We start from the raw sequence: 23,331 nt of genomic DNA on the forward strand, positions 1-23,331 counted from the left end.
AAAAGCACGCCGCATTGTATATGGGCGTGCTGTTGGCAACTTGATCCGGAACGGATTACTGTTCGTTTTCGTCGGTGTAGCGTTTGGCTTTGTACGCCGGATGCATCAGGTTCTGAATGGAGAAAATGTCATCCAGTTCGGTTTCCGTTAGCAGGCCACGCTCCAGCACCACTTCACGTACGCTCTTACCGGTTTCGGCGCAAATCTTACCGACGATATCGCCGTTGTGATGGCCGATGTACGGGTTGAGGTAAGTGACGATACCAATCGAGTTGAACACGTAAGCTTCACACACCGCTTTGTTGGCGGTGATGCCGTTGACGCATTTTTCCAGCAGGTTGAAGCAGGCGTTAGTCAGGATGCTGATCGATTCAAACAGCGCCTGGCCAATCACTGGCTCCATCACGTTTAGCTGCAGCTGACCCGCTTCTGACGCCATGGTGACGGTAATGTCATTGCCGATCACTTTGAAGCACACCTGATTCACCACTTCTGGCACCACCGGATTGACTTTGGCGGGCATGATTGATGAACCGGCCTGCAGTTCAGGCAGGTTGATCTCATTCAGGCCGGCGCGCGGACCGGAGGAGAGCAGGCGCAGGTCGTTACAGATTTTCGATAGTTTCACGGCCAGGCGTTTCAGCGCCGAGTGCACCATCACGTACGCGCCGCAGTCGGAGGTGGCTTCAATCAAATCTTCTGCAGGCACCACCGGCAGATTACTCACTTCCGCCAGACGCTGTACCGCCAGCTGCTGATAGCCATCCGGCGTATTGAGACGTGTGCCGATGGCGGTGGCGCCGAGGTTCACTTCCAGCAGCAGTTCAGCGGTGCGCAGAATGCTGCGAGTCTCTTCATTCAGCAGCACGTTAAACGCGTGGAACTCCTGGCCAAGCGTCATCGGCACCGCATCCTGCAGCTGAGTACGGCCCATTTTCAGAATGCTTTCGAATTCAACCGCTTTGCGCTGGAAACCTTCGCTCAGCTGATTGATGCCGTCGAGCAGTTTCAGGATCGAAGCGTACACCGCGATACGGAAACCGGTTGGATAAGCGTCGTTGGTGGACTGACACTTGTTCACGTGATCGTTGGGATTGAGGTACTGATATTCACCTTTCTGGTGGCCCATCAGCTCCAGGCCGATGTTGGCCAGCACTTCATTGGTGTTCATGTTGACCGAGGTGCCCGCGCCGCCCTGATAGACGTCAACCGGGAACTGATCCATGCATTTACCGTTATTCAGCACTTCATCACAGGCCTGAATAATGGTGTTGGCGATATTGCGGGGAATGGTCTGCAACTCTTTGTTGGCGAGCGCGGCTGCTTTCTTCACCATCACCATACCGCGGACAAACTCCGGTATGTCGCTGATTTTATTATTACTAATGTAGAAGTTTTCAATCGCACGCAGAGTATGAACACCGTAGTAAGCGTCTGCCGGAACTTCGCGCATGCCTAACAGGTCTTCTTCGATACGAATGTTGTTCGCCATGATTACCTTCTTATTATTGCTGCCTGGTTACTGCCGGGCGTCGGGATGGACGGGCGGCAAACAACGTGCAGGTGAAGCGATTATATTGTCGTGGAATGTCAGCGCCGACATATTATCCATCTTCGCACTGACGGGCACGATCATATTCTGATGTTACAGAATTGTTTGTGCACAGATCACTTTACGGGCTTTTGCAGGCCCAGCGGTAATAACGATATGTGATGTACTTCGCAATTTTAAGTCAGTGGGAAAAAAATGGCAGGATCGGTTGAAAATGCCGGTGCAAATGCCCATCTCTATCAATACGGTCATACAGACCCTCCCTTTCTGCTGCCTGGCCATTTGCGGGGCAGCTTCAACTCACAGGAGAACTCGGTGCGCTGGTTACCGTTCGTGATTTTTTTTGTTTTGGCCTGGATTGAGATCTCAATCTTCATTCAGGTCGCGCATGCGCTGGGCGTGCTGCTCACCATGCTATTGGTGATCTTCACCTCGTGTATTGGTGTGTCGCTGGTGAAAAATCAGGGCATGAAGAACTTCCGTTTGATGCAGGAGAAGCTGGCGCGTAACGAAAGCCCGGCGGCTGAGATGACCAAAAGCGTTTCGCTGATTATCTCCGGCTTCCTGCTGCTGTTGCCCGGTTTCTTCACCGACTTCCTCGGTTTACTGCTGCTGTTGCCGCCGGTGCAGAAGCATCTGACGTTGAAGCTGATGCCGCACTTGCGCGTATGGCGAGGTCCGGGCGCCGGTCCGGATGCGGGTTTCACCGTGGACGGTGAATATGAGCGCAAAGATCAGGACCAAATAGGTCATGACAAAGACCATTAGATAATCAAGGCGGCGCAAGCCGCCTTTTTGTTGCTTTTTTCGCCGTCTGTTGCAGAAACGAAAATATTTATATTTTTTGCCCTTGAAAGCCCACTTATTGCCCCTATCTCTTCCAGCACGAGGCTGGAAGCCCTGCTGTCCGGCTCAACCCCAAAAATGAATGATTGGACTTTCTAAAGGAGAGCTATCAAATGAAAATTCGTCCATTGCACGATCGCGTTATCGTCAAGCGTAAAGAAGTCGAAGCTAAATCAGCGGGCGGCATCGTGCTGACCGGTTCAGCTGCCGGTAAATCTACCCGCGGTGAAATCCTGGCTGTTGGCAAAGGCCGCATCCTGGAAAACGGTGAAGTTAAGCCACTGGACGTAAAAGTGGGTGATCTGGTGATTTTCAGCGAAGGCTACGGTGCCAAAACCGAGAAAATCGACAACGAAGAAGTTCTGATCATCTCCGAAAGCGACATCCTGGCAGTTGTTGAAGCGTAATTTACGCGCAATTCACTGAACGAAACGAATTTAAGGGATATTTGAAATGGCAGCTAAAGACGTAAAATTCGGTAATGACGCACGCGTAAAAATGCTGCGCGGCGTAAACGTACTGGCAGATGCAGTAAAAGTTACCCTGGGCCCGAAAGGCCGTAACGTGGTTCTGGATAAATCTTTTGGTGCACCGACCATCACCAAAGATGGTGTTTCTGTTGCGCGTGAAATCGAGCTGGAAGACAAGTTCGAAAACATGGGCGCACAGATGGTGAAAGAAGTGGCCTCTAAAGCGAACGACGCAGCAGGCGACGGCACCACCACCGCAACTGTACTGGCTCAGGCCATCATCACCGAAGGCCTGAAAGCCGTCGCTGCGGGCATGAACCCGATGGATCTGAAGCGCGGTATCGATAAAGCCGTTATCGCCGCCGTTGAAGAACTGAAAACCCTGTCTGTGCCTTGCCAGGATTCACGCGCGATTGCACAGGTTGGTACCATCTCTGCTAACTCTGATGAAACCGTGGGCAAACTGATTGCCGACGCGATGGACAAAGTGGGCAAAGAAGGCGTTATCACCGTTGAAGAAGGCACCGGCCTGCAAGACGAGCTGGACGTGGTTGAAGGTATGCAGTTTGACCGCGGCTACCTGTCTCCGTACTTCATCAACAAGCCAGAAACAGGCGCTGTTGAGCTGGAAACCCCGTTCATCCTGCTGGCTGACAAGAAAATCTCTAACATCCGCGAAATGCTGCCAGTGCTGGAAGCCGTTGCGAAAGCCGGTAAGCCACTCCTGATCATTGCAGAAGACGTGGAAGGTGAAGCCCTGGCAACGCTGGTGGTGAACACCATGCGCGGTATCGTCAAAGTAGCTGCGGTTAAAGCACCTGGCTTCGGCGACCGTCGTAAAGCGATGCTGCAGGATATCGCTATCCTGACCGGCGGTACCGTGATCTCTGAAGAGATCGGTATGGAGCTGGAGAAAGCTACCCTGGAAGATCTGGGTCAGGCAAAACGCGTTGTGATCAACAAAGACACCACCACCATCATCGATGGCGTGGGCGATCAAGGCGCTATCTCTGGCCGCGTAACGCAGATTCGTCAGCAGATCGAAGAAGCAACCTCTGATTACGACAAAGAGAAACTGCAGGAGCGCGTAGCGAAACTGGCAGGCGGCGTAGCCGTGCTGAAAGTGGGCGCAGCAACTGAAGTTGAAATGAAAGAGAAGAAAGCACGCGTTGAAGATGCCCTGCACGCGACCCGTGCTGCGGTTGAAGAAGGCGTGGTTGCCGGTGGTGGTGTGGCGCTGGTTCGCGTTGCAGCGAAAATCGCCGCATCTGGCCTGAAAGGCGATAACGAAGATCAGAACGTGGGTATCAAAGTTGCGCTGCGCGCAATGGAAGCCCCGCTGCGTCAGATCGTTTCCAACGCCGGCGAAGAGCCTTCAGTTGTTGCTAACAACGTGAAAGCAGGCGACGGTAACTACGGTTATAACGCGCAGACTGAAGAGTACGGCAACATGATCGACTTCGGTATCCTGGATCCAACCAAAGTGACTCGTTCTGCGCTGCAGTACGCTTCATCGGTTGCGGGCCTGATGATCACCACCGAAGCGATGGTGACTGACCTGCCAAAAAGCGACGCACCTGATTTAGGCGGCGCTGGCGGTATGGGTGGCATGGGCGGAATGGGCGGCATGATGTAATTGCCCCTGACTGCTTAAGTCATCTGGAAAACCCCCGATCGGAAACGGTCGGGGGTTTTTCTTTTGCTAGGGAACAAGGTATAAGTAAGGGCGCAATACTTCGGCTTTACGGGTTTAGGGCAATGAATGTTCAGAAAAAAAGTGCGCTTTTCTGCTACGCTGCCGCCCGACACTGATGATAATAAATGGGGATTACAATGCGGATTAACCTCTTGCTCGGTCTGGCAGTCGGAACTTTACTGCTGGCGGGCTGTAGCAGCTCCAATCAATTGAGTGCTGGCGGCGAACGTGTGACCTTCGTCGACCAACAACCCGCAAGTCAATGTCAGCTGCTGGGAACGCTTACCGGCTCTCAGAGCAACTGGCTGAGCGGTTCAGGCGGTGAAGGCAGTTCACTGCGTGGCGCAGCTAACGACCTACGCAACCGCGCGGCAGAAATGGGCGGCAACGTGATTTATGGCGCCACCAGCCCGACGCAGAATCTGCTGTCAGCTTTCGCACCGCTCGACAGCAAAATGACCGGCCAGGTGTATAAGTGCCCGTAAGTTGCAGTTGTAAAAAAAGCCGCTGATGCGGCTTTTTTTATGCCTGACGCAGCTGCAAATCCAGCGGCGTCTTGCTTGGCTCGCCGCCAATCTCACGCGCCAGTTTCGGCACCATATAACCGGAAACCATCGGCAGCAGCTGGCGCATCAGCCCACGTGCTTCCTCATCTGACACAAAGAAGTGCGCCGCGCCTTGCACCTTATCCAGCACGTGCAGGTAGTAGGGCAGAATGCCAGCATCAAACAGCGCATTACTGAGATCCGCTAGCGTCTGCGCATCATCATTCACATCACGCAGCAACACGCTCTGATTGAGTAGCGTCACGCCGGCACGCTTCAGCATCTGCATGCCGTAACGCAGCTCATCATCAATTTCCTGCGCATGGTTGATATGGCTCACCATCAATACCTGCAGGCGCGTGTCCGCCAGAATCTGACACAAGCTTTCGGTGATACGCGACGGGATCACCACCGGCAAGCGGCTGTGAATACGCAGGCGTTTGAGATGCGGGATTTTCTCCAGCGCGCCCACCAGCCATGCCAGTTCATGATCTTTCGCCATCAGCGGATCGCCGCCGGAGAAGATGATCTCGTCCAGTTCCGGATGCGTGGCGATGTAGTCAATCGCTGCCTGCCAGTTGCGCTTGTTGCCCTGATTATCCTGATAGGGGAAATGGCGGCGGAAACAGTAGCGGCAGTTGACCGCACAGCCGCCTTTTACCAGCAGCAGCGCTCGGTTTCTATACTTATGCAGTAAACCCGGCACAACGCTGCTTTGTTCATCCAGCGGATCGGTGCTATAACCTGGCGCATCGATAAATTCCTGACGGCTGGTGAGCACTTGCAGCAGCAGCGGGTCGGTCGCATCGCCTTTTTTCATGCGTGCGATGAAGGCGCGCGGTACGCGCAGGGCAAAAAGCTTGCGCGCATCGGCGCCTGCAGCCAGATCAGCATGCTGATCAAGAGATAAAAGTTGCAGTAATTCAGCAGGTTCGGTGACAACATCAGCTAGTTGCTGCAACCAATCTTCTCTGACGGGGGGATTTAGGGTTACAATGTGTGCCATTTTTTTGGCTATTTACCAGTTCAATATTTACAGAGGGCCTTTATGGCGACTTATCTTAGCAACGATTTCCGTCCCGGTCTTAAAATCATGTTCGAAGGCGAGCCATATGCCATCGAAGCCAGTGAGTTCGTTAAGCCGGGTAAAGGCCAGGCATTTGCGCGCGTTAAAATGCGTCGTCTGCTGACCGGTTCTCGCGTTGAGAAGACCTTCAAATCTACTGACTCTGCCGAAGGCGCAGACGTTCGTGATATGACGCTGCAATACTCTTACAACGACGGCGACTTCTACTACTTCATGCACCCAGAATCTTTCGAGCAGTATCAGATCGAATCTAAAGTGCTGGATGACGTGACCAAGTGGCTGCAGGACAATGCGGATTGTATCGTTACCCTGTGGAACGATAAAGCGATCGCTGTTCAGCCACCGAACTTCATCGAAGCGGAAGTTATCGAAACCGATCCAGGCCTGAAGGGTGATACCGCAGGTACCGGCGGTAAGCCCGCTACGCTGTCGACTGGCGCGGTAATCAAAGTGCCACTGTTCGTACAGATTGGCGAAGTAGTAAAAGTAGATACCCGCTCTGGCGAATACGTTTCTCGCGTAAAATAATCGTCAAATCAGGCGCATCATTGATGCGCCTTTTTTCTCACTGTGTGTTTCCCTTCTCTTTTTTCATCCGTCCAATCCGCAGTTTTACAGATCAAGACTATGCTTTAAGAGCTGTACTTTTACTGCAACCAAAAAGGATATGGCTATGTTAAAGAAAAGTATTGTCGCGATTTTTTCCGTGCTGGTGCTCTCATCCGTTCTAACCGCTTGTAACACCACGCGTGGTGTTGGCGAAGACGTTTCGGCGGGCGGCAAGGCAATCCAGCGCAGCGCACAGTAAGATAGTCCGGTGCGAAAGCGACTTTCGCACCGGTCCTCTCTATTTCTGCTCCACCCAAATCAGCTCATCCACCGGGAATCCGGCACTTCTGGCCTGTTCAACCAGGCGTTGCTTAACATTTTCATCCAGCTGCGGCGTACGTGACAGAATCCACAAGTAGCTACGATTCGGCCCGCACACCAGCGCATAGCGATAGTCAGGATCCAGTGCGATCACGTTGTAGCCGCCATAGAAAGGGCCAAAGAACGACACTTTCAGCGCGGCGCGTTGTTTATCGCCGGTGAAATAGGCTTTGCCAACGCTCTCTTGCCAGCGCTGTTTCTGCTGATTGTAGCCGCGGTTGATCACCTTCAAGCCGCCGTCCTCGCGCGGACTATAATTAGCGGTAACCTGTTGTAATCCTCGCTCAAAGCGGTGATCGAGTCGGGCGATTTCATACCATTGGCCGAGATAGCGCTGACTGTCGAAACCTTCTACTACCGTAACACCTTTAGGTGGCGCGGTTGAGCAGGCAACGGAGAGAAAAGCGCTCAGGCTGGCAAGCAGGGTTTTCCATGGGGACATTGCGGGATTCCTTTACGATTTTAATGGGTTAAGTATAGCTTCCCGCTAGCAAATTGCTGCCTGCGCCCGCTGCCGTTGTTTGCCATCGGCATTGCGGGTAGACTTCCACCCCTTATCTGTATGAGGAGTCATCAACATGAGCGAAACGGCAAGCTGGCAGCCGAGCGCACCCATTGCCAATTTGTTGAAACGCGCCGCTATCATGGCGGAAATACGTCGTTTCTTTGCCGATCGCGGCGTGCTGGAGGTCGATACCCCGGCGATGAGCCAGGCGACCATCACTGACATCCATCTGGTGCCGTTCCAGACGCGTTTTGTTGGGCCAGGCGCAGCCGAAGGGCGCGATCTGTGGCTGATGACCAGTCCGGAATATCACATGAAGCGCCTGCTGGCGGCCGGAAGTGGTCCGATTTACCAGATGGGTCGCAGCTTCCGTAATGAGGAGGCCGGGCGTCACCACAATCCCGAGTTCACCATGCTGGAGTGGTATCGTCCGCACTACGACATGTACCGCCTCATGAACGAGGTGGACGATTTGATGCAGCAGGTACTGGAGTGCGACAGCGCGGAATCCCTGTCGTATCAGCAGGCGTTTATCCGCCATCTGGAAGTCGATCCGTTATCGGCTGATAAAGCGCAGCTACGCGAAGTGGCGGAGAAGCTGGGCGAGGGCGAGTTGGCCAATCGTGAAGAAGACCGCGATACGCTGCTGCAGCTGCTGTTTATGCTGGGCGTTGAGCCGAAGATTGGTAACGATAAGCCGTGCTTCGTCTACCATTTCCCTGCGACGCAGGCCGCGCTGGCGGAGATCAGTACAGAAGATCACCGCGTCGCCGAGCGCTTTGAGGTCTATTACAAAGGGATTGAGCTGGCGAACGGTTTCCGTGAATTAACCGATAGCCGCGAGCAGCGTCAGCGCTTTGAGCAGGACAATCGTCGTCGTGCTGCGCGTGGCCTGCCGCAACATCCTATCGATACCTATCTGCTGGATGCGCTGGCGCACGGTATGCCTGCCTGTTCTGGCGTGGCGTTGGGCGTGGATCGTTTGATCATGCTGGCGCTGAAAGCCAGCTCGCTAAGCGAAGTGATCGCCTTCCCGGTCGATCGCAGCTAAATCATCAGGGCGCGCAAGCGCCCTTATGGCGTGGTGGTGGCGGGCGCGGTCACTTCCGGGAATTCCTGAATCGTCACCGGCAAGGTCATTTTCTTTTCATTACGCAAGATCTGCACGTCAATCACCGAGCCCGGCCGAATTTCTGCCACCTGATCCATGGTTTCCTGCGCCGAGAGCGCCGGTTTACCATTCACTTCCAGCAGCACGTCATTGGCCTGAATGCCGGCGCTATCGGCGGGGCCATTCGGCGTGACGTCGCTAACGATAATGCCCTGCACGCGATCAAGATTACTGCCCTGGCCGTGCAGCGGCGGCAGTTCGCGCCCGGTGATGCCGATGTAGCCGCGAATCACCCGACCATCACGAATCAGCTTATCCATGATTTTGCTCGCCAGCGCGGTGGGAATGGCGAAACCAATCCCTTCCGGCGTTTCGCCATCGCTGCTTTTATCAAACGTCAGGGTGTTAATGCCCATCAGTTCACCCAGCGAGTTAATCAATGCGCCGCCCGAGTTGCCCTGATTGATCGAGGCATCGGTCTGCAGGAAGTTTTGTCGTCCGGATGAGCTCAAACCCACGCGTCCGGTGGCGCTGATGATGCCTTGCGTCACGGTTTGGCCGAGGTTATATGGATTGCCGATCGCCATGACGACGTCGCCGATGTGCGCCATACGTTTGGCGTTGATGGGGATAACCGGCAAGTTGGAGGCGCTGATTTTCAGCACCGCTAAATCGGTCATGGCATCGGAACCCACTAAGGTGGCTTCGAAGAAGCGTCCATCCTGCAGCGCGACGATGATTTGGTCGGCGTTATTAATCACGTGTTTGTTAGTGAGGATGTAGCCTTTGCCGTTCATGATCACGCCGGAACCCAGCGTCGTGATGCCGCGATTATTGTTGCCGTGGGCGCTGCGGTTATAGACGTTAACGACTGCGGGCACGGCACGTCGCACACCCTGATTAAAACTAACGGGTGCTTCATCGTCGCTGTTGTCTTGATCAAAGGTGACGTTGCTGCCCATACGCAGCGCAGGGATCGCGACGAGCAGTAAGCCAGCCACGATCAGGCCCATCACCACAGAACGCAAAAGTTTAAGAAACATGGTGTTATTTCAAGCCAGGTGAGATCGCAGGGCAGAATAGCATGAGAAAGGCGGACAAACACCTGCTTGTCCGCCTGTTGCGAGGATTATCGCAGAAGCAGGTAAATCGTCTCTTCGCCGCGCACCACGTTCAGTGCCAACACCGGCGGTTTGCCTTCCAGCACTTTGCGCATTTCGGCAATAGAAGCGACGCGATTGCGGTTTACGCCGATGATCACATCATCTTTCTGCAAACCGACTTGCTCCGCTGGCGTGCCTTTTTCAATGGCATCGACTTTCACGCCTTTATCACCGGTTTTGGTCGCGCCGTCGCTCAGCGTTGCGCCTTGCAGTGCAGGCGACATCAGCTGCGCGCTGGCGGTGGTTTGCGCGCTCTGTTCCAGCGTGACGGTGACGTTGACCGGTTTGCCTTCACGTAGCAGGCCGATTTTCACATCCTGGCCCGGCGGCGTGGTGCCGACTTTCACACGCAGCTCAGCAAAGCTGGTGATTGGCTTATCATTGATGGAGGTGATGATATCGCCAGCTTTGATGCCCGCTTTCTCGGCGGCTGACTTCGGCAGCACTTCCGAAACAAAGGCGCCGCGCTGTGCATCAACGTTAAACGCTTTGGCGATATCGGCGGTCATTTCCGTGCCTTTGATACCAAGCTGACCGCGCTTCACTTCGCCGAACTGAATCAGCTGCTGCGCCAGGTTCATCGCCATATTGGCGGGAATGGCAAAGCCAATGCCGATGTTGCCACCGCTTGACGCCAGAATCGCGGTGTTGATACCAATCAACTCACCATTCAGGTTCACCAGCGCACCACCGGAGTTACCGCGGTTAATCGCGGCATCGGTCTGAATGAAGTTTTCCAGTCCTTCCAGATTCAGGCCGCTACGACCGAGCGCAGAGATGATGCCCGAGGTGGCGGTTTGACCCAGACCAAACGGGTTACCGATGGCCACGGCAAAATCACCCACTTTCAGCGAATCAGAGTCGGCGATTTTCACCTGCGTCAGGTTTTTCGCGCCTTCAACCTGGATCAATGCGATGTCGGTTTGTTCATCGTGACCAATTAACTTAGCGTCATATTCGTTGCCGTCACCCAGCTGCACGCTGATTTTATCGGCGTTGCTGACCACATGGTTATTGGTGAGGATATAGCCTTTAGCGGCATCAATGATCACGCCAGAACCCAGACCTTCAAAAGGCTGCGGCTGCGATTGTCCCGGTGCCTGACCAAAAAAGCGTTTCAGTGGTTCAGGAATATCCTGCGCCTGCTGACCGCTGTCGGTACCTTCAACACGCACGCTCACTACTGCGGGCAGAACTTTTTCCAGCATCGGTGCCAGGCTTGGCAATGCTTGTCCCTGAATCTGGGCGGGAAGAGTTGCCAGCGCACTCGGCGCCGCAGCCAAACTCATCCCGATACCTAAGGCTAATGCGCTTAACAGACGTGCTTGTTTTTTCATTGCTACAACGCTCTCGCTGCGAAAGGGATAAAAGAAGTGTGACAGTAGTTTGTGGTTTGTGTTCGAAAACAAAAAGGGCACAGCTAAGCTGTGCCCCAAAAGGATTAATTACGCGGAGCGCGGTCGCTGCCACGTAACAGGCCGGATGCGCCTTCAGAGTAATCACGCGGCATCTGCACCGGCGCCTGATCGTTATCCGCTTCGGCTTCCGTTAACTGGTAGGCAAACGGATTTTTCTCGCCGGGCAGATTTGGCAGCAGGTCGTTAGACCCTTTCGCCATGTGCTGATACAGCTGGCGGTAATCATGCGCCATATTGTCCAGCAGCTCGGCGCTGCGGGCGAAGTGGTTGGTGAGCTCCTCGCGGTAATCCGCCAGCTCAGCCTTCGATTTTTCCAGTTCATACTGCATGCTACGCTGCTCACGCAGCTTCTTGTTGCCAAAACGCATGACGACTGCGCCGACAATAATGCCAATCACTAAACCAATCAGCCCGTATTCCCAGGTCATAATGACTCCCGTGTAATTTCCGTTGTTTCGTAGGGCATTGCTTCTGTTGCAACATCAACTTCAATAGCAGCCACTATACCCAATAATCTATTGGAAGTGGAACTATCGGGCTGCATCGCTTAGTGTAGAGCGGCCTAATTTTCGTCAACCGACCCGTGAATCGGACTTTTTCAGGGATTCTGTGAGAACCATGCAAACCTCATCTCCGCTTGCACGCTACGAGCAGGCGCTGTCGCAGGGCGAATTCCGCCCGGATGACGTACAACGAGAAGCGATTACCCGCTTAGATACCATCCAGCAAGGATTGATTGCCCGCCAGCAACAGGTTGAACCGGCTGCCAAAGGTCTGTTGGGCCGCTTGTCTAAGATAATGAATAAAGAGAAAAGCACCCGCGAAGCGCCAGTGCGCGGCCTGTATATGTGGGGCGGTGTGGGACGCGGTAAAACCTGGGTGATGGATCTGTTTTTTCAGTCAATTCCTGGTGATCGTAAGCTGCGCCTGCATTTCCACCGCTTTATGCTGCGTGTCCATCAGGAACTGACGCAGCTGCAAGGCCACAGCGATCCGCTGCTGATTGTCGCCGATCGCTTTAAAGCGGAAACTGACATTCTCTGCTTCGATGAGTTTTTTGTCTCAGATATCACCGACGCCATGCTGCTGGGCACGCTGATGGAAGCGCTGTTTGCGCGCGGCATCTCGCTGGTAGCCACCTCGAACATTCCGCCGGATGAGCTCTATCGCAACGGCCTGCAGCGCCCGCGTTTCCTGCCTGCCATCGAACAAATCAAGCGTCATTGTGAAGTGATGAATGTGGACGCGGGTATCGATTACCGCTTGCGCACCCTAACGTCGGCGCATTTGTGGAACTTCCCGCTCAACGATGCCACGCATAGCGAAATGGAGCGCATGTTCCGCGCGCTGTCCGGCAAAGCGCGTGAAGACGCGCCGGTGCTGGAAATCAACCATCGCCAGATGCCCACGATGGGCGTGCATGAAGGCGTGCTGGCGATCAATTTCCTGACGCTGTGCGGCGAAGGGCGCAGTCAGCACGACTATATTGAGCTCTCGCGCCGTTTTCACAGCGTCTTGCTGTATGATGTGCCGGTGATGATTTATAAGACCGAAGATCAGGCGCGCCGCTTCCTTGCGCTGATCGATGAGTTTTACGAACGCCACGTGAAACTGGTTGTCGCGGCTGAAACATCACTGTTTGAAATTTATCAGGGCACACGCTTGAAGTTTGAGTATCAGCGCTGCTTGTCGCGTTTGCAGGAGATGCAGAGCGAAGAGTATTTGCGTCTGCCGCATCTGCCCTGATGACGTGGCATAAATCGTAGGTTTTAGATGCAAAAAGGTTCGATCTTTGAGTTCGACTTCTCTATAATCTTGCGACCCCACGTTACAGCATCGGTTTTCTTTCCCAAGAACTCGATGTGATCCGGTAACTCACTTGAAGGGGTGGCTTGCTGGGCAAAATGGTCGTGTGAGCCTCAATCGTTTACTTAGCGTTTGGGATTTCACCAACGTGTAACTTTTTATTTGGGTAAGCTTTTCAATGAAAACTTTTACAGCTAAACCAGAAACCGTACAGCGTGACTGGTATGTTGTTGACGCAACGGGCAAAACCTTGGGTCGCCTGGCGACTGAACTGGCGCGCCGTCTGCGTGGTAAGCACAAAGCGGAATACACTCCGCACGTTGATACCGGTGATTACATCATCGTTCTGAACGCAGAAAAAGTTGCTGTAACCGGCAACAAGCGTACTGACAAGATTTACTATCACCACACTGGCCACATCGGTGGTATCAAGCAAGCGACCTTTGCAGAGATGATCGAGCGCCGTCCTGAGCGTGTGATTGAAATCGCGGTTAAAGGCATGCTGCCGAAAGGCCCACTGGGTCGTGCTATGTACCGTAAACTGAAAGTTTACGCAGGCAACGAGCACAACCACGCGGCGCAGCAACCGCAAGTTCTTGACATTTAATCGGGATTATAGGCAATGGCTGAAACTCAAAACTACGGCACTGGTCGCCGCAAAAGCTCTGCCGCTCGCGTCTTCATCAAGCCGGGTAGCGGTAACATCGTAATTAACCAGCGCTCTTTGGAGCAGTACTTCGGTCGCGAGACTGCACGCATGGTCGTGCGTCAGCCGCTGGAGCTGGTTGATATGGTTGGTAAATTTGACCTGTACATCACTGTTAAAGGTGGTGGTATTTCTGGTCAGGCTGGTGCGATCCGTCACGGTATCACACGCGCTCTGATGGAGTACGACGAGTCTCTGCGTTCTGAACTGCGTAAAGCGGGCTTCGTTACCCGTGATGCGCGTGAAGTTGAACGTAAGAAAGTCGGCCTGCGTAAAGCACGTCGTCGTCCGCAGTTCTCCAAGCGTTAATTGTTTGCTGCTTCGGCAGCGGCAGTTGGCTCAAAAAACCCGCTTCGGCGGGTTTTTTATTGCCTGCATTAATGATTTTTTCCCACGAAAAACGCGAGCTTTACCCGCATTTTGCCCGCAAATCATCACGCCCGCCCCACAAGCTGCTTAAAATCTGGTAAACTCACTGTCACTTTGCGCCTGCAAGACGCAGCGTTGTGCATGTCGTTCCTGTCCGGAAGACCGGTCGATGCTCCTGACGCTGACGGTAGGCGAATCTGATGAGCCGGTGAGTCGCCGCGTGGTTGGCTATTCGCAGTATCTTTTTGTGAACAAACTTGGAGGTTTTCATGGCTGTCGCTGCCAACAAACGTTCGGTAATGACGCTGTTTTCTGGTCCGACTGACATTTTCAGCCATCAGGTACGTATCGTACTGGCTGAGAAGGGCGTCAGCGTGGAGATCGAGCAGGTTGAAACGGATAACCTGCCGCAGGATCTGATTGACCTCAACCCGTATCGCACCGTACCGACGCTGGTCGACCGTGAACTGACGCTGTATGAATCACGCATCATCATGGAATACCTCGATGAGCGTTTCCCGCATCCACCGCTGATGCCGGTTTACCCGGTAGCGCGCGGTGAAAGCCGTCTGATGATGCACCGCATTGAGCAGGATTGGTACAGCCTGATGCGCACCATCGAAACCGCCAACGGTGCCGAAGCCGATGCAGCGCGTAAGCAACTGCGCGAAGAGCTGCTGGCGATTGCACCACTGTTCGCACGCACACCGTTCTTCATGAGCGAAGAGTTCAGCCTGGTGGATTGCTATCTGGCACCGCTGCTGTGGCGTCTGCCGCAGATGGGCGTTGACCTGTCTGGCGCCGGTTCTAAAGAGCTGAAAGGCTATATGACGCGTGTGTTTGAACGTGACTCTTTCCTTGCGTCACTGACGGAAGCAGAACGTGAAATGCGCCTGCAAGCTCGGGGCTAATGTATGGAAATGTCGCAACTAACGGCGCGTCGTCCTTACCTGTTGCGGGCGTTCTACGACTGGTTGCTGGATAACCAGTTGACGCCGCATTTGGTGGTCGACATCAATCTGCCTGGTGTGCAGGTGCCGCTGGAATATGCGCGTGATGGACAGATCGTTCTGAACATCGCGCCGCGTGCGGTAGGCAATCTTGACCTCGCCAATGATGAAGTGCGTTTCAACGCGCGTTTCGGTGGCGTACCGCGTCAGGTTTCTGTGCCGATGGCTGCAGTTCTGGCGATTTATGCCCGTGAAAACGGCGCTGGCACCATGTTCGAGCCGGAACCGGCTTACGAGCTGGCGACGGACGAGCAGGAAGGTAGCGGTCAGGAAGAGACAATGATGTCTGTGATTGATGGCGATCGTCCGGATGATGCGACTGACGACGATCATTCGCCAGATGATGAGCCGCCGCCGCGTGGCGGACGACCTTCACTGCGTGTGGTGAAGTAAAACGTGCAATAAAAAACGGGCCAATTGGCCCGTTTTTTTTATGCCTGCGCGTCTTAGTAGACGTCGCGCAGGTAGCGTTTATCTTTCTTCAGCTGATCAACGTAAGCCGCCGCGCGCTCGCTGGACAAGCCACCGAACTGACGAACCACTTCATACAGCGCCGCATCAACGTCTTTTGCCATGCGAGATGCGTCGCCACACACGTAGAAGTAAGCGCCATCCTGCAGCCAGGCGTAAAGCTCAGCGCCTTTCTCCAGCATGCGGTTCTGCACGTAGATCTTCTCTTCCTGATCGCGCGAGAAGGCCAGATCCAGATTAGTCAGCAGACCTTTCTCCTGCCATGCCTGCAACTCTTCTTCGTAGATGTAATCGTGTGCCTGATGCTGGTCACCGAAGAACAGCCAGTTTTTACCTTCTGCGCCCGTTGCCTGACGTTCCTGCAGGAAGGCGCGGAACGGTGCGATACCGGTGCCTGGTCCAACCATGATCAGCGGCGCATTGCCGTTTGACGGTACACGGAACGCTTTATTTGGTGAGATGAAGATCGCCGGCTTTTCGCCGCGACGTACACGTTCAGCCAGATAAGTTGAGCACACGCCTTTACGCTCGCGGCCGCTGCTGTGATAGCGCACGGAAGCAATGGTCAGATGTACCTGATTTGGGTGGGCTTTCGAGCTCGACGAGATGGAGTAAGCGCGATGCTGTAACGGACGCAGCATGGCAACGAATTCCGGCACCGACAGGCTGCGCGTCAGCTCGAGCTGCAGCAGATCCAGCGTGTCTTTGCCCCACAGCCAAACGGCAAGGGTATCTTTATCGTCGTGCTGCAGGACGTGACGCAGTTCCTGGTTGGTGGTGTGCTGGCCAACCCACTCAATCAGTTTGCGTGATGGCTCGGAAATTTCGAACTGATAAGTCAGCAGATCGCCGAGGTTGCGATCAAAGCTGGGAACTGGCGTTTCGTAATCTGCTTTGAGCTGAGTCAGCAGCAGTGAAACCAGTGCTGCGTCGTTCACCGGGATCACACCCAGCGCATCGCCCGCTTCATATTTCAAACCGCTGTCGGTGAGATCAAACTCGAAGTGACGAATATCTTTCGCCGACTCTTCTGCCGAAAGACGCTTGTTAGTCACCAACGCAGCCGCATAGGGGTTTTGCTTATTGCTGCCCGGAATGACGGGCGCTTCTGGCGCGCTTTCTAATGCTGTACCGCTGCTGCCTGCACTGGCGGCGAATTGCGGCATCGCCGTACCAATCCACGCGCTGGATGGCTCTTCGAAGTCGATATCGCAGTCGATACGATCGGCGACGCGTTTTGCACCGAGCTGCTCAAGACGCATATCGATGAATTTACCTGCCTGGCAGAAACCGTCGTAGCCGGTGTCGCCAATCGCCAATACCGCAAAGTGCATCTGCTCCAGACGCGGCGCGGTGCTGGCTGAAATCGCGTTCCAGAACAGCTGGGCGTTGTCCGGCATTTCGCCTTCGCCGTAGGTCGAGGTGACGATCAGAACGTGACGCATGGTAGCGAACACATCCAGATCCACTTCGCCCAGCGCTTGAACCACCGGCACCAAACCTTTGGCGCGTGCGGCTTTAGCGGCCGTTTGCGACAGCGCTTCAGCGTTGCCGGTCTGTGAACCGAACAGGATGTGCAACTGCGTATTGGTGCTGGCACCTGCAGCCGGTGCGCTCTGCTTGTCTTCTAATACCAGCAGGCGCGAATGGAGACCGGCGAGGAAGCCCGCCAGCCAGTATTTCTGCTCACCGTTAAACGGTGCATCTTCAGGAATGTAAGGAATTTTCATCGGTAAGGCTCAATCCTGTTCAAAATTTTATCCCTGTCATACTTCAGGTTGCAGATGCGTTTGCCGCCTTTCTGCACCTTGAAGTAGTGAGGGAAAGGTCAAAATTACACTTGTTCATGGGCGCTGTAATCAGGAAAGTTTCCCGACCGCAGCAGCGATTTCTGGCAGTGCAGCACGCGCAAACAGCTCTTCAAAATCAGGCAGATGACCAAGCACTTCACGGTTGCAGGCATCCTGATAGATGATCCAGCCGTAAGTCGCCAGGCTGTCCATCGAGCGAATGTTGCGCTGCGTTAATGCCGCTTTGTAATCTGACATTCGTTTCGCAGCGATCAGGCTTGCCAGCTCGTCATCGCTGTAACTCTCAATCGCCGAGCGTGCATGACGTTGCAGCTTGCTGATGAGCGTGAAATCTTCGGTCATCAGCAGATTACGTACCGCTTTTTCTACTGCTGGATCTTCCACCGCCGTGCCTTTCGGCAGTTTGCCCAGCGCCAGCTGCTGTGCGAGGCTGAGAACGGTGTAGTTGTTCAGCAGAACAAACATCTCCAGCGTATCGGTCGCGCCATAAGCCGGAACTGCGCCGTTGGCAATGGTTTTACCGTCACGCCACGCTGATTTGAACTTCGCAACCTGATGCGCAGCCAGCGAGGTTGACAGCTCTTCAAGCAGGTCTTTACGTGATTTGGCTTTCAGGATCTCGGTGCCATCCTGATACAGCAGCAGTGAACGCGGCATCACATAAACAAAGTGGTGGCACTCGGTTTCCCAGTTATCCAGCAGCCAGGCCGCGCGTGGCGATTGGGTTGCTTCCAGATGCCAGTTCAGCATGGTCAGCACCGCTTGTTTGTGCACTTGCGCCATTTCATCTTCATCGGCGATAGAACCAAACAGCACCGAATCACCTGCTGCGTGGGCTGCCAGCGATCCATACGGATCGTACTGGTAAGCGAAACCGCCGCTCATGCCGTTGCCAAAGCCTTTACCAAAGGTGCCAAGGTTGAGGATGGCGCCGTTGGTCATGTATTCGCAGCAGAAGTCACCAACGCCTTCCACTACCGCGGTTGCGCCGGAGTTACGCACGGCGAAGCGGTCACCCGCCTGGCCCTGAACGAACAGACGACCACCAGTCGCGCCAAACAGCGCGAAGTTACCGATCAACACGTTGCCATCGCTATCCAGTGCGCCGCCGCCTGGTGACATCACCACCAACTCGCCGCCGCACTGGCCTTTGCCGACACCGTCGTTACAGGTGCCGTAATGCTTCATCTGCATGCCGTCGTTGCAGAACGCGCCGAACGACTGGCCAGCAGAGCCGCTGGTGTTAATCAGCACGGTGGCTGGCGCCAGATAGTGACGACCGCGATCGTCTTTCAGCACCGCTGGCAATGCAGCCAGCTGCTCTTTCGAGAGTTCATGGTTCAGCATGCGTTCGATATCGATCGCCAGCTGACCACCGACGCTTTTGTTACGGTTGTTCAGCGTGATGCCCGCGCCCAGCGCGATTTCACGGCTTGCCGCGCCAACCAGCTGCGTTTTCAGCTCGCTGACCCAGCCATCATCCAGCTCAAAGTCTTTTTCCAGATACACCGGCTTGGCAATTTTCTGCTCTGGCACCACGGTCAACATCGCACGCAGATCCAGTTTGCCGACTTCCAGCGGGTGATCCATCAAGTGCAGCAGATCCGAACGGCCACGCGCTTCACGCAGGGAACGCAGACCGAGGCGGGCGAGGAACTCACGCACTTCCTGCGCCACGTTGATGAAGTACTGCGCCAGCTGACGCGGATCACCATCAAAGGCTTCGGCGTTGGTGGTTAAACCGGCCGGGCATTTGACGTTACAGTTTTTCGCCATCACGCATTTCAGCATCATCAGCGCGGTGGTGCCGAACTCGAAGCTATCGCCGCCGAGCAGGGCAGATTTGATCACATCGCTGCCGGTTTGCTGCGCGCCAGAGCAGCGCAGCTGCACTTTGTCGCGCAGGCCGTTGGCACACAGCGCCTGATGCACTTCAGCGATGCCGATTTCCGCAACGCGGCCGGTATATTTCAGGCTGGTAACGGACGCTGCGCCGGTGCCGCCGGTGTTACCCGCGACGTTAATGACATCCGCGCCGGCTTTCGCCACGCCGACGGCGATGGTGCCGATACCTTCAGAGGAAACCAGTTTGACGATGACGCGCACGCGCGCGGCTTTACAGTCGTGGATCAGCTGCGCCAAATCCTCGATGGAGTAAGTGTCGTGGTGCGGCGGCGGTGAAACCAGCTCAACGCCCGGCGTACCGCCACGCGCTGCGGCAATCTCAACGGTCACTTTTGGTGCCGGCAGCTGGCCGCCTTCACCGGGCTTCGCGCCCTGACCGATTTTGATCTCCAGCTCTTCCAACATTGGGTCAGCAAGATAAGCCGCCCACACGCCGAAACGCCCGGATGCCAACTGCTTGATACGTGACGCGCGGATGGTGCCGTGACGTGAATAGTGCTCGCCACCTTCACCACAGTTACTCATGCCGCCAACCATGTTCGTACCGTGCGCGACAGCTTCGTGCGCCGGCGCAACCAACGCACCGTGGCTCATCGCACCGGAAGCAAAGGTACGGGTGATTTCGTGGGCTGGCTGAATCTCTTCCAGCGGCAGCGATGGCAGCGCGGTGAAGATCAGCGACAGATAATCGGCTGCTTTGCCGTAAGCGGTGATGTGCAGCACGCCATTCGCCACGTTGCTGTTTTCGATATCGTCGGTGAAACGGGTTTTCAGCGCCCGCGCCAGCGCTTCCAGACGCTCGCTTTCCGGTTTCAGGCCAGCAATGGCATCGATCAGACGCAGCTCGAACTGGTTCAGACTACCGTTCACTGCTTCACATTTCAGGCCACGCGTAGCGAAACCGTTGTTCACCAGCGAGTAGCGGCCCAGTTTACGGCCGAATTCGGCTTCGCTGTCTACGTGGGTCAAATCGCACGGCAGCGCGAGGATGTCACGTAGCGCCGCAGGACGGCGTTTACGCTCGGCATGCATCAGGCTGGAGAACTGACGGTAATCTGGCGTGATGGCAAAGCTGTCGATCACCTCATTTGGGATACGCTCGAAGCTGCTGTCTTTAAAGGCTTCCGCTTTGATGTTGAACGCGTTATCCAGTTTGGCCAGCGTCATCAAACGAATAAAGTTGTCCTCTTCGCGCTCTTTGTTAGCAAAGCGAATCGGTTGTTCCGTCATATCAATGAAGGTACGCACCGCGATGGTGCCGTATGAGTGGCCCGCGCCTTCAGCACGCTCTTTGAACAGGCCGAGCAACGGCACTTCCGCTTCGCCCTGAATTTTTAATGCGCTTTGATGCCAGTCTACCGCCATTTGGGCGATCGCCGGGAAGCCCGCGCCGCCGACCGGCGTTTTGATATTCGGGAAATACTTTTTCAATACCGGATCGTCGGTATTCAGGAAGTTCGGCTCGAAGAACTCGCCGCAGCTGTAGCTCTCAACGGTACAAAGGCCGACTTTACCCATGGTTTTCATCAGCGCTTTTTCGGCTGCTTTGGCATAGCGTTTAAAGGCTTTATTGCCTTCTTCGCCTTCACCGAATTTCTCTTCCGCACGCATCTGCACGCCGAGTGGGTAAACGGCAGAAGCACCGAAGCCCAGCGTCGCCGCGATATGGTGTGAAGAGATGCTTTGACCACTTTCGACCACCAGCGAAACATCCAGACGCAGACCTTCCTGCACCAGACGTTGGTTGATCGCCGACACCATCAGCAGCATCGGGATCGCTGCGTGAGTTGAAGAGATATGACGATCGGTGATCACCGCGATGCCGCCTTGCTGGCGTGCGAAATCCACTACCTGCTGGGCTAAGTCATCAATGGCTTTTTCCAGCGCGTTGGCGTTGGCCGCACGGCTGACGATATCTTTGCCGACCACCGGCTCATACAGCATCTCGAAACGCGCATAAGGAGCGACGGTTTGCTCGCGCAGGCGCAGCATGTCGAGGTGCGTCAGGATTGGCGTCGGAACAATGATTTGCTGACCTTTGCTGCGGCCGAGATGCGGCTTCGCACCCAGCGCCACACGCAGCGTCATGCCGTCCGCTTCACGAATGGAGTCGAGCGGCGGGTTGGTAACCTGGGCAAATCGTTGTGAGAAGTAGTGCGCCATGCCGCCTTCGTGGTCAGACAGGCCGTTGATGGCGTTGCCGTAACCCATGGCTGAGATCTTCTCAGCGCCGGTTTGCAGCATCGGATCCATCATGAATTTGAAGCTTTCCTGGTTGTAGTAGTAGGCGACAAAACGTTGATAGGTTTTGAGGTCACCACGATAACGCAGCGGCGAGCCGAGCTGCTCTGCCTGAATTTCTGGCAGGTCGGCGAGATCGATACGCGCTTTGCTCAGCAGTGACAGATAATCTTTTTCAGCGGCCAGTTTTTCCAGCGCTTCAACCGTAGTGTAAGAGCGTTTCTCTTTGTGATCGTAATAGAGCATGCCGCCCGCTTCGATACGGCCACGACGCAGCACGCTTTCCGGTGGGAAGGCGATCTGGCCCGCTTCAGACATCGCTCCGATGTACTCCGCGGTTTCAACGGAACGCAGCGGACGCAGACCGAGGCGGTCAAGTCGCGCGCCGATCACTTCACCGTTACCGAAGATCAGCGCAGCTGGGCCATCGTTCTTCTCTTCATATAAAGAGAAGTACTCGAGCATGGCGCGCACTTCGTTCGAGAGCGAGGTATCGTTCTCCCACGCTGGCGGCATCATCGAAACTACGGCGTTGATCAGGTCGAGGTTATCTTCCATCAAACGGCTATGGATGCTCTGGTCGAGACGCGAACTGTCGGACTGACCTTTTGGACGCACGATTTTTTTACCGCGCGCCAGCATCAGTGCCGCTTCGGCAATGCGGTTTTTACGATCGGTGTTCAGCTCGCCGTTGTGCGCCATTAAGCGGAATGGCTGCGCCATGGTGGTATGCGGATCGGTGTTGGTCGAGAAACGGGTGTGGAAGAACAGCCCGCGCACCTGATGATCGGCATCGGTCAAATCTTTGAAGTAAGGAATCACTTCGTTGGAGTTCAGACGCGCTTTAAATACCTGCGTGCGCGAAGAGAGCGACAGCGGATAGAGGCCGCCGAATTCGCTTTCGGTAAAGGCGCGCGCTTCGATATCCAGCAGCGCGCGATAAATCTGGCGCTCGAATTCGAGTTGTTCAGTCACTTCCTGCGGCGCGGCAAAAATCCACTGCACAATCGGCAGCTGGAATTGCAGGGCGGCCGGGCGCGTCACGCTGCCGTCCAGCGGCATATCGCGTTTCACTAATACCGGGAAGTTATGCGCCGCCAGCGTTTCTTCAACCAGACGCTCAGCGTTTGCACGCAGTTCTGCGTCTTTTGGCACAAAGAAGTTACCGACGCCAAAACGTCCGGCTTCCAGCGCCAGACCGGTGACCTTGCGGAAGAAGTTCAGGGAGAGATCGACGTTCACACCCGCGCCATCGCCCACGCCTTCGGCAGACATGCCGCCACGGTGCGGAACCGTGCACAGCGCGCTATGGGCCATCCGCAGAATCTCATGAGTCTGCTCGCCGTCCTTACGGGTAATGAAACCTACACCACAGCTGTCACTGCCAGCTGATGGGTCATACAAACCATAGGGATTCGGTTTTTGCGTGGACATTGAGAGTCTCCTTAAACTTCTTTTGACATTACCTGCATTATTTCGTGTACCGCAGCGTGACAATGTAAGCCAGCGCGGCGGTATCAATTCTTGTGCCGCTCAGTAAAGAGCAGGCGTCGCAGCACCGAGCAAGGGCTCTCAAGACACTGTTGTCACGTCCTTAATGAGCTGCTCTTTTTATTCCGGTCTCTTTCGGGAGATAGCTTGCATCCAGAGGGAGGCTTCTTGCTGCATAGATATGCCGAGACACAGGCC

At 54.9% G+C, this 23,331-nt stretch carries 20 protein-coding genes; 12 read left to right on the forward strand and 8 right to left on the reverse strand.

Annotation, left to right across the window (positions count from 1 at the left end; translation table 11 throughout):
* Positions 1 to 55: 55 nt before the first annotated feature.
* Complete coding sequence (gene aspA / locus PO881_RS02145) at positions 56 to 1,492, reverse strand: aspartate ammonia-lyase (RefSeq protein WP_101762300.1); 1,437 nt, start codon at positions 1,490 to 1,492, stop codon at positions 56 to 58.
* 375 nt (positions 1,493 to 1,867) lie between these two features.
* On the opposite strand from aspA, the gene PO881_RS02150 reads away from it, so the two are divergent.
* The 4 genes from PO881_RS02150 to PO881_RS02165 all read left to right on the forward strand — a co-directional run bounded on the left by PO881_RS02150 (position 1,868) and on the right by PO881_RS02165 (position 5,049).
* A complete protein-coding gene (locus PO881_RS02150; protein WP_192236087.1) occupies positions 1,868 to 2,320 on the forward strand; it encodes an FxsA family protein in 453 nt (150 codons plus the stop codon).
* A gap of 191 nt (positions 2,321 to 2,511) precedes the next feature.
* Entirely contained in the window at positions 2,512 to 2,805 is a 294-nt protein-coding gene (locus PO881_RS02155; RefSeq protein WP_101762298.1) for a co-chaperone GroES, read from the forward strand.
* A 46-nt stretch (positions 2,806 to 2,851) separates the two neighbouring features.
* Positions 2,852 to 4,504, forward strand: a complete 1,653-nt coding sequence (groL, locus tag PO881_RS02160) for a chaperonin GroEL (RefSeq protein WP_101762297.1) — start codon at positions 2,852 to 2,854, stop codon at positions 4,502 to 4,504.
* A gap of 197 nt (positions 4,505 to 4,701) precedes the next feature.
* The gene (locus tag PO881_RS02165) at positions 4,702 to 5,049 is read left to right on the forward strand and encodes a DUF4156 domain-containing protein (RefSeq protein ID WP_008104416.1); all 348 of its coding nucleotides are present in this window, start codon (positions 4,702 to 4,704) and stop codon (positions 5,047 to 5,049) included.
* Positions 5,050 to 5,086: 37 nt separating this feature from the next.
* Here the strand turns inward: PO881_RS02165 and epmB are convergent, their stop codons facing one another.
* Positions 5,087 to 6,115 carry an EF-P beta-lysylation protein EpmB gene (epmB, locus tag PO881_RS02170; RefSeq protein ID WP_192235896.1) on the reverse strand — a complete coding sequence of 343 codons (1,029 nt, stop codon included), beginning with the start codon at positions 6,113 to 6,115 and terminating at the stop codon, positions 5,087 to 5,089.
* A 42-nt stretch (positions 6,116 to 6,157) separates the two neighbouring features.
* Between epmB and efp the strand changes: the two genes are divergently transcribed.
* Together efp and PO881_RS02180 are read left to right on the forward strand one after the other, a co-directional pair.
* Positions 6,158 to 6,724 carry an elongation factor P gene (gene efp / locus PO881_RS02175; protein WP_034826669.1) on the forward strand — a complete coding sequence of 189 codons (567 nt, stop codon included), beginning with the start codon at positions 6,158 to 6,160 and terminating at the stop codon, positions 6,722 to 6,724.
* Between the two features lie 145 nt (positions 6,725 to 6,869).
* A complete protein-coding gene (locus tag PO881_RS02180) occupies positions 6,870 to 7,004 on the forward strand; it encodes an entericidin A/B family lipoprotein (RefSeq protein WP_007886592.1) in 135 nt (44 codons plus the stop codon).
* A 39-nt stretch (positions 7,005 to 7,043) separates the two neighbouring features.
* On the opposite strand, the gene PO881_RS02185 is transcribed toward PO881_RS02180, so the two are convergent.
* Positions 7,044 to 7,568, reverse strand: coding sequence for a lipocalin family protein (locus PO881_RS02185; RefSeq protein ID WP_101762294.1), 525 nt, complete (start codon positions 7,566 to 7,568; stop codon positions 7,044 to 7,046).
* A 136-nt stretch (positions 7,569 to 7,704) separates the two neighbouring features.
* Here PO881_RS02185 and epmA point away from each other — a divergent pair, with 136 nt between their 5' ends.
* Positions 7,705 to 8,682 (forward strand): elongation factor P--(R)-beta-lysine ligase, encoded by a 978-nt coding sequence (gene epmA / locus PO881_RS02190; RefSeq protein ID WP_101762293.1) that lies wholly within the window; start codon positions 7,705 to 7,707, stop codon positions 8,680 to 8,682.
* Positions 8,683 to 8,705: 23 nt separating this feature from the next.
* Here the strand turns inward: epmA and degS are convergent, their stop codons facing one another.
* From degS to zapG, 3 genes are all read right to left on the reverse strand, one after another.
* Entirely contained in the window at positions 8,706 to 9,785 is a 1,080-nt protein-coding gene (degS, locus tag PO881_RS02195) for an outer membrane-stress sensor serine endopeptidase DegS (protein WP_280172391.1), read from the reverse strand.
* Positions 9,786 to 9,871: 86 nt separating this feature from the next.
* A complete protein-coding gene (gene degQ, locus PO881_RS02200) occupies positions 9,872 to 11,242 on the reverse strand; it encodes a serine endoprotease DegQ (RefSeq protein ID WP_101762291.1) in 1,371 nt (456 codons plus the stop codon).
* A gap of 104 nt (positions 11,243 to 11,346) precedes the next feature.
* On the reverse strand, positions 11,347 to 11,751 hold the full coding sequence (gene zapG / locus PO881_RS02205; RefSeq protein WP_064737767.1) for a Z-ring associated protein ZapG: 405 nt from the start codon (positions 11,749 to 11,751) through the stop codon (positions 11,347 to 11,349).
* A gap of 190 nt (positions 11,752 to 11,941) precedes the next feature.
* On the opposite strand from zapG, the gene zapE reads away from it, so the two are divergent.
* The 5 genes from zapE (at position 11,942) to sspB (ending at position 15,607) form a co-directional block, all read left to right on the forward strand.
* Positions 11,942 to 13,069 (forward strand): cell division protein ZapE, encoded by a 1,128-nt coding sequence (zapE, locus tag PO881_RS02210; protein WP_280172392.1) that lies wholly within the window; start codon positions 11,942 to 11,944, stop codon positions 13,067 to 13,069.
* Between the two features lie 238 nt (positions 13,070 to 13,307).
* Positions 13,308 to 13,736 (forward strand): 50S ribosomal protein L13, encoded by a 429-nt coding sequence (gene rplM / locus PO881_RS02215; protein WP_007886599.1) that lies wholly within the window; start codon positions 13,308 to 13,310, stop codon positions 13,734 to 13,736.
* Positions 13,737 to 13,751: 15 nt separating this feature from the next.
* A complete protein-coding gene (gene rpsI / locus PO881_RS02220; RefSeq protein WP_007886600.1) occupies positions 13,752 to 14,144 on the forward strand; it encodes a 30S ribosomal protein S9 in 393 nt (130 codons plus the stop codon).
* 329 nt (positions 14,145 to 14,473) lie between these two features.
* A complete protein-coding gene (gene sspA, locus PO881_RS02225; protein WP_008104394.1) occupies positions 14,474 to 15,115 on the forward strand; it encodes a stringent starvation protein SspA in 642 nt (213 codons plus the stop codon).
* A 3-nt stretch (positions 15,116 to 15,118) separates the two neighbouring features.
* Positions 15,119 to 15,607 carry a ClpXP protease specificity-enhancing factor gene (gene sspB, locus PO881_RS02230; protein WP_064737765.1) on the forward strand — a complete coding sequence of 163 codons (489 nt, stop codon included), beginning with the start codon at positions 15,119 to 15,121 and terminating at the stop codon, positions 15,605 to 15,607.
* 53 nt (positions 15,608 to 15,660) lie between these two features.
* On the opposite strand, the gene PO881_RS02235 is transcribed toward sspB, so the two are convergent.
* Positions 15,661 to 17,415 (reverse strand): sulfite reductase subunit alpha, encoded by a 1,755-nt coding sequence (locus tag PO881_RS02235; RefSeq protein ID WP_101762289.1) that lies wholly within the window; start codon positions 17,413 to 17,415, stop codon positions 15,661 to 15,663.
* A 129-nt stretch (positions 17,416 to 17,544) separates the two neighbouring features.
* Complete coding sequence (locus PO881_RS02240) at positions 17,545 to 23,076, reverse strand: glutamate synthase-related protein (protein WP_280172393.1); 5,532 nt, start codon at positions 23,074 to 23,076, stop codon at positions 17,545 to 17,547.
* Between the last annotated feature and the right edge of the window lie 255 nt (positions 23,077 to 23,331).

Origin of the sequence: Pantoea sp. SS70 (assembly GCF_029866845.1) — a bacterium.
Classification (GTDB): Bacteria; Pseudomonadota; Gammaproteobacteria; order Enterobacterales; family Enterobacteriaceae; genus Pantoea; species Pantoea leporis.

Excerpts from the sequence above, each read along its gene's own strand:
- aspA (WP_101762300.1), bottom strand. The coding sequence starts at position 1,492 with ATGGCGAACAACATTCGTATCGAAGAAGACCTGTTAGGCATGCGCGAA.
- PO881_RS02155 (WP_101762298.1), top strand. The coding sequence starts at position 2,512 with ATGAAAATTCGTCCATTGCACGATCGCGTTATCGTCAAGCGTAAAGAA.
- groL (WP_101762297.1), top strand. The coding sequence starts at position 2,852 with ATGGCAGCTAAAGACGTAAAATTCGGTAATGACGCACGCGTAAAAATG.
- PO881_RS02165 (WP_008104416.1), top strand. The coding sequence starts at position 4,702 with ATGCGGATTAACCTCTTGCTCGGTCTGGCAGTCGGAACTTTACTGCTG.
- epmB (WP_192235896.1), bottom strand. The coding sequence starts at position 6,115 with ATGGCACACATTGTAACCCTAAATCCCCCCGTCAGAGAAGATTGGTTG.
- efp (WP_034826669.1), top strand. The coding sequence starts at position 6,158 with ATGGCGACTTATCTTAGCAACGATTTCCGTCCCGGTCTTAAAATCATG.
- PO881_RS02180 (WP_007886592.1), top strand. The coding sequence starts at position 6,870 with ATGTTAAAGAAAAGTATTGTCGCGATTTTTTCCGTGCTGGTGCTCTCA.
- PO881_RS02185 (WP_101762294.1), bottom strand. The coding sequence starts at position 7,568 with ATGTCCCCATGGAAAACCCTGCTTGCCAGCCTGAGCGCTTTTCTCTCC.
- epmA (WP_101762293.1), top strand. The coding sequence starts at position 7,705 with ATGAGCGAAACGGCAAGCTGGCAGCCGAGCGCACCCATTGCCAATTTG.
- degS (WP_280172391.1), bottom strand. The coding sequence starts at position 9,785 with ATGTTTCTTAAACTTTTGCGTTCTGTGGTGATGGGCCTGATCGTGGCT.
- degQ (WP_101762291.1), bottom strand. The coding sequence starts at position 11,242 with ATGAAAAAACAAGCACGTCTGTTAAGCGCATTAGCCTTAGGTATCGGG.
- zapG (WP_064737767.1), bottom strand. The coding sequence starts at position 11,751 with ATGACCTGGGAATACGGGCTGATTGGTTTAGTGATTGGCATTATTGTC.
- zapE (WP_280172392.1), top strand. The coding sequence starts at position 11,942 with ATGCAAACCTCATCTCCGCTTGCACGCTACGAGCAGGCGCTGTCGCAG.
- rplM (WP_007886599.1), top strand. The coding sequence starts at position 13,308 with ATGAAAACTTTTACAGCTAAACCAGAAACCGTACAGCGTGACTGGTAT.
- rpsI (WP_007886600.1), top strand. The coding sequence starts at position 13,752 with ATGGCTGAAACTCAAAACTACGGCACTGGTCGCCGCAAAAGCTCTGCC.
- sspA (WP_008104394.1), top strand. The coding sequence starts at position 14,474 with ATGGCTGTCGCTGCCAACAAACGTTCGGTAATGACGCTGTTTTCTGGT.
- sspB (WP_064737765.1), top strand. The coding sequence starts at position 15,119 with ATGGAAATGTCGCAACTAACGGCGCGTCGTCCTTACCTGTTGCGGGCG.
- PO881_RS02235 (WP_101762289.1), bottom strand. The coding sequence starts at position 17,415 with ATGAAAATTCCTTACATTCCTGAAGATGCACCGTTTAACGGTGAGCAG.
- PO881_RS02240 (WP_280172393.1), bottom strand. The coding sequence starts at position 23,076 with ATGTCCACGCAAAAACCGAATCCCTATGGTTTGTATGACCCATCAGCT.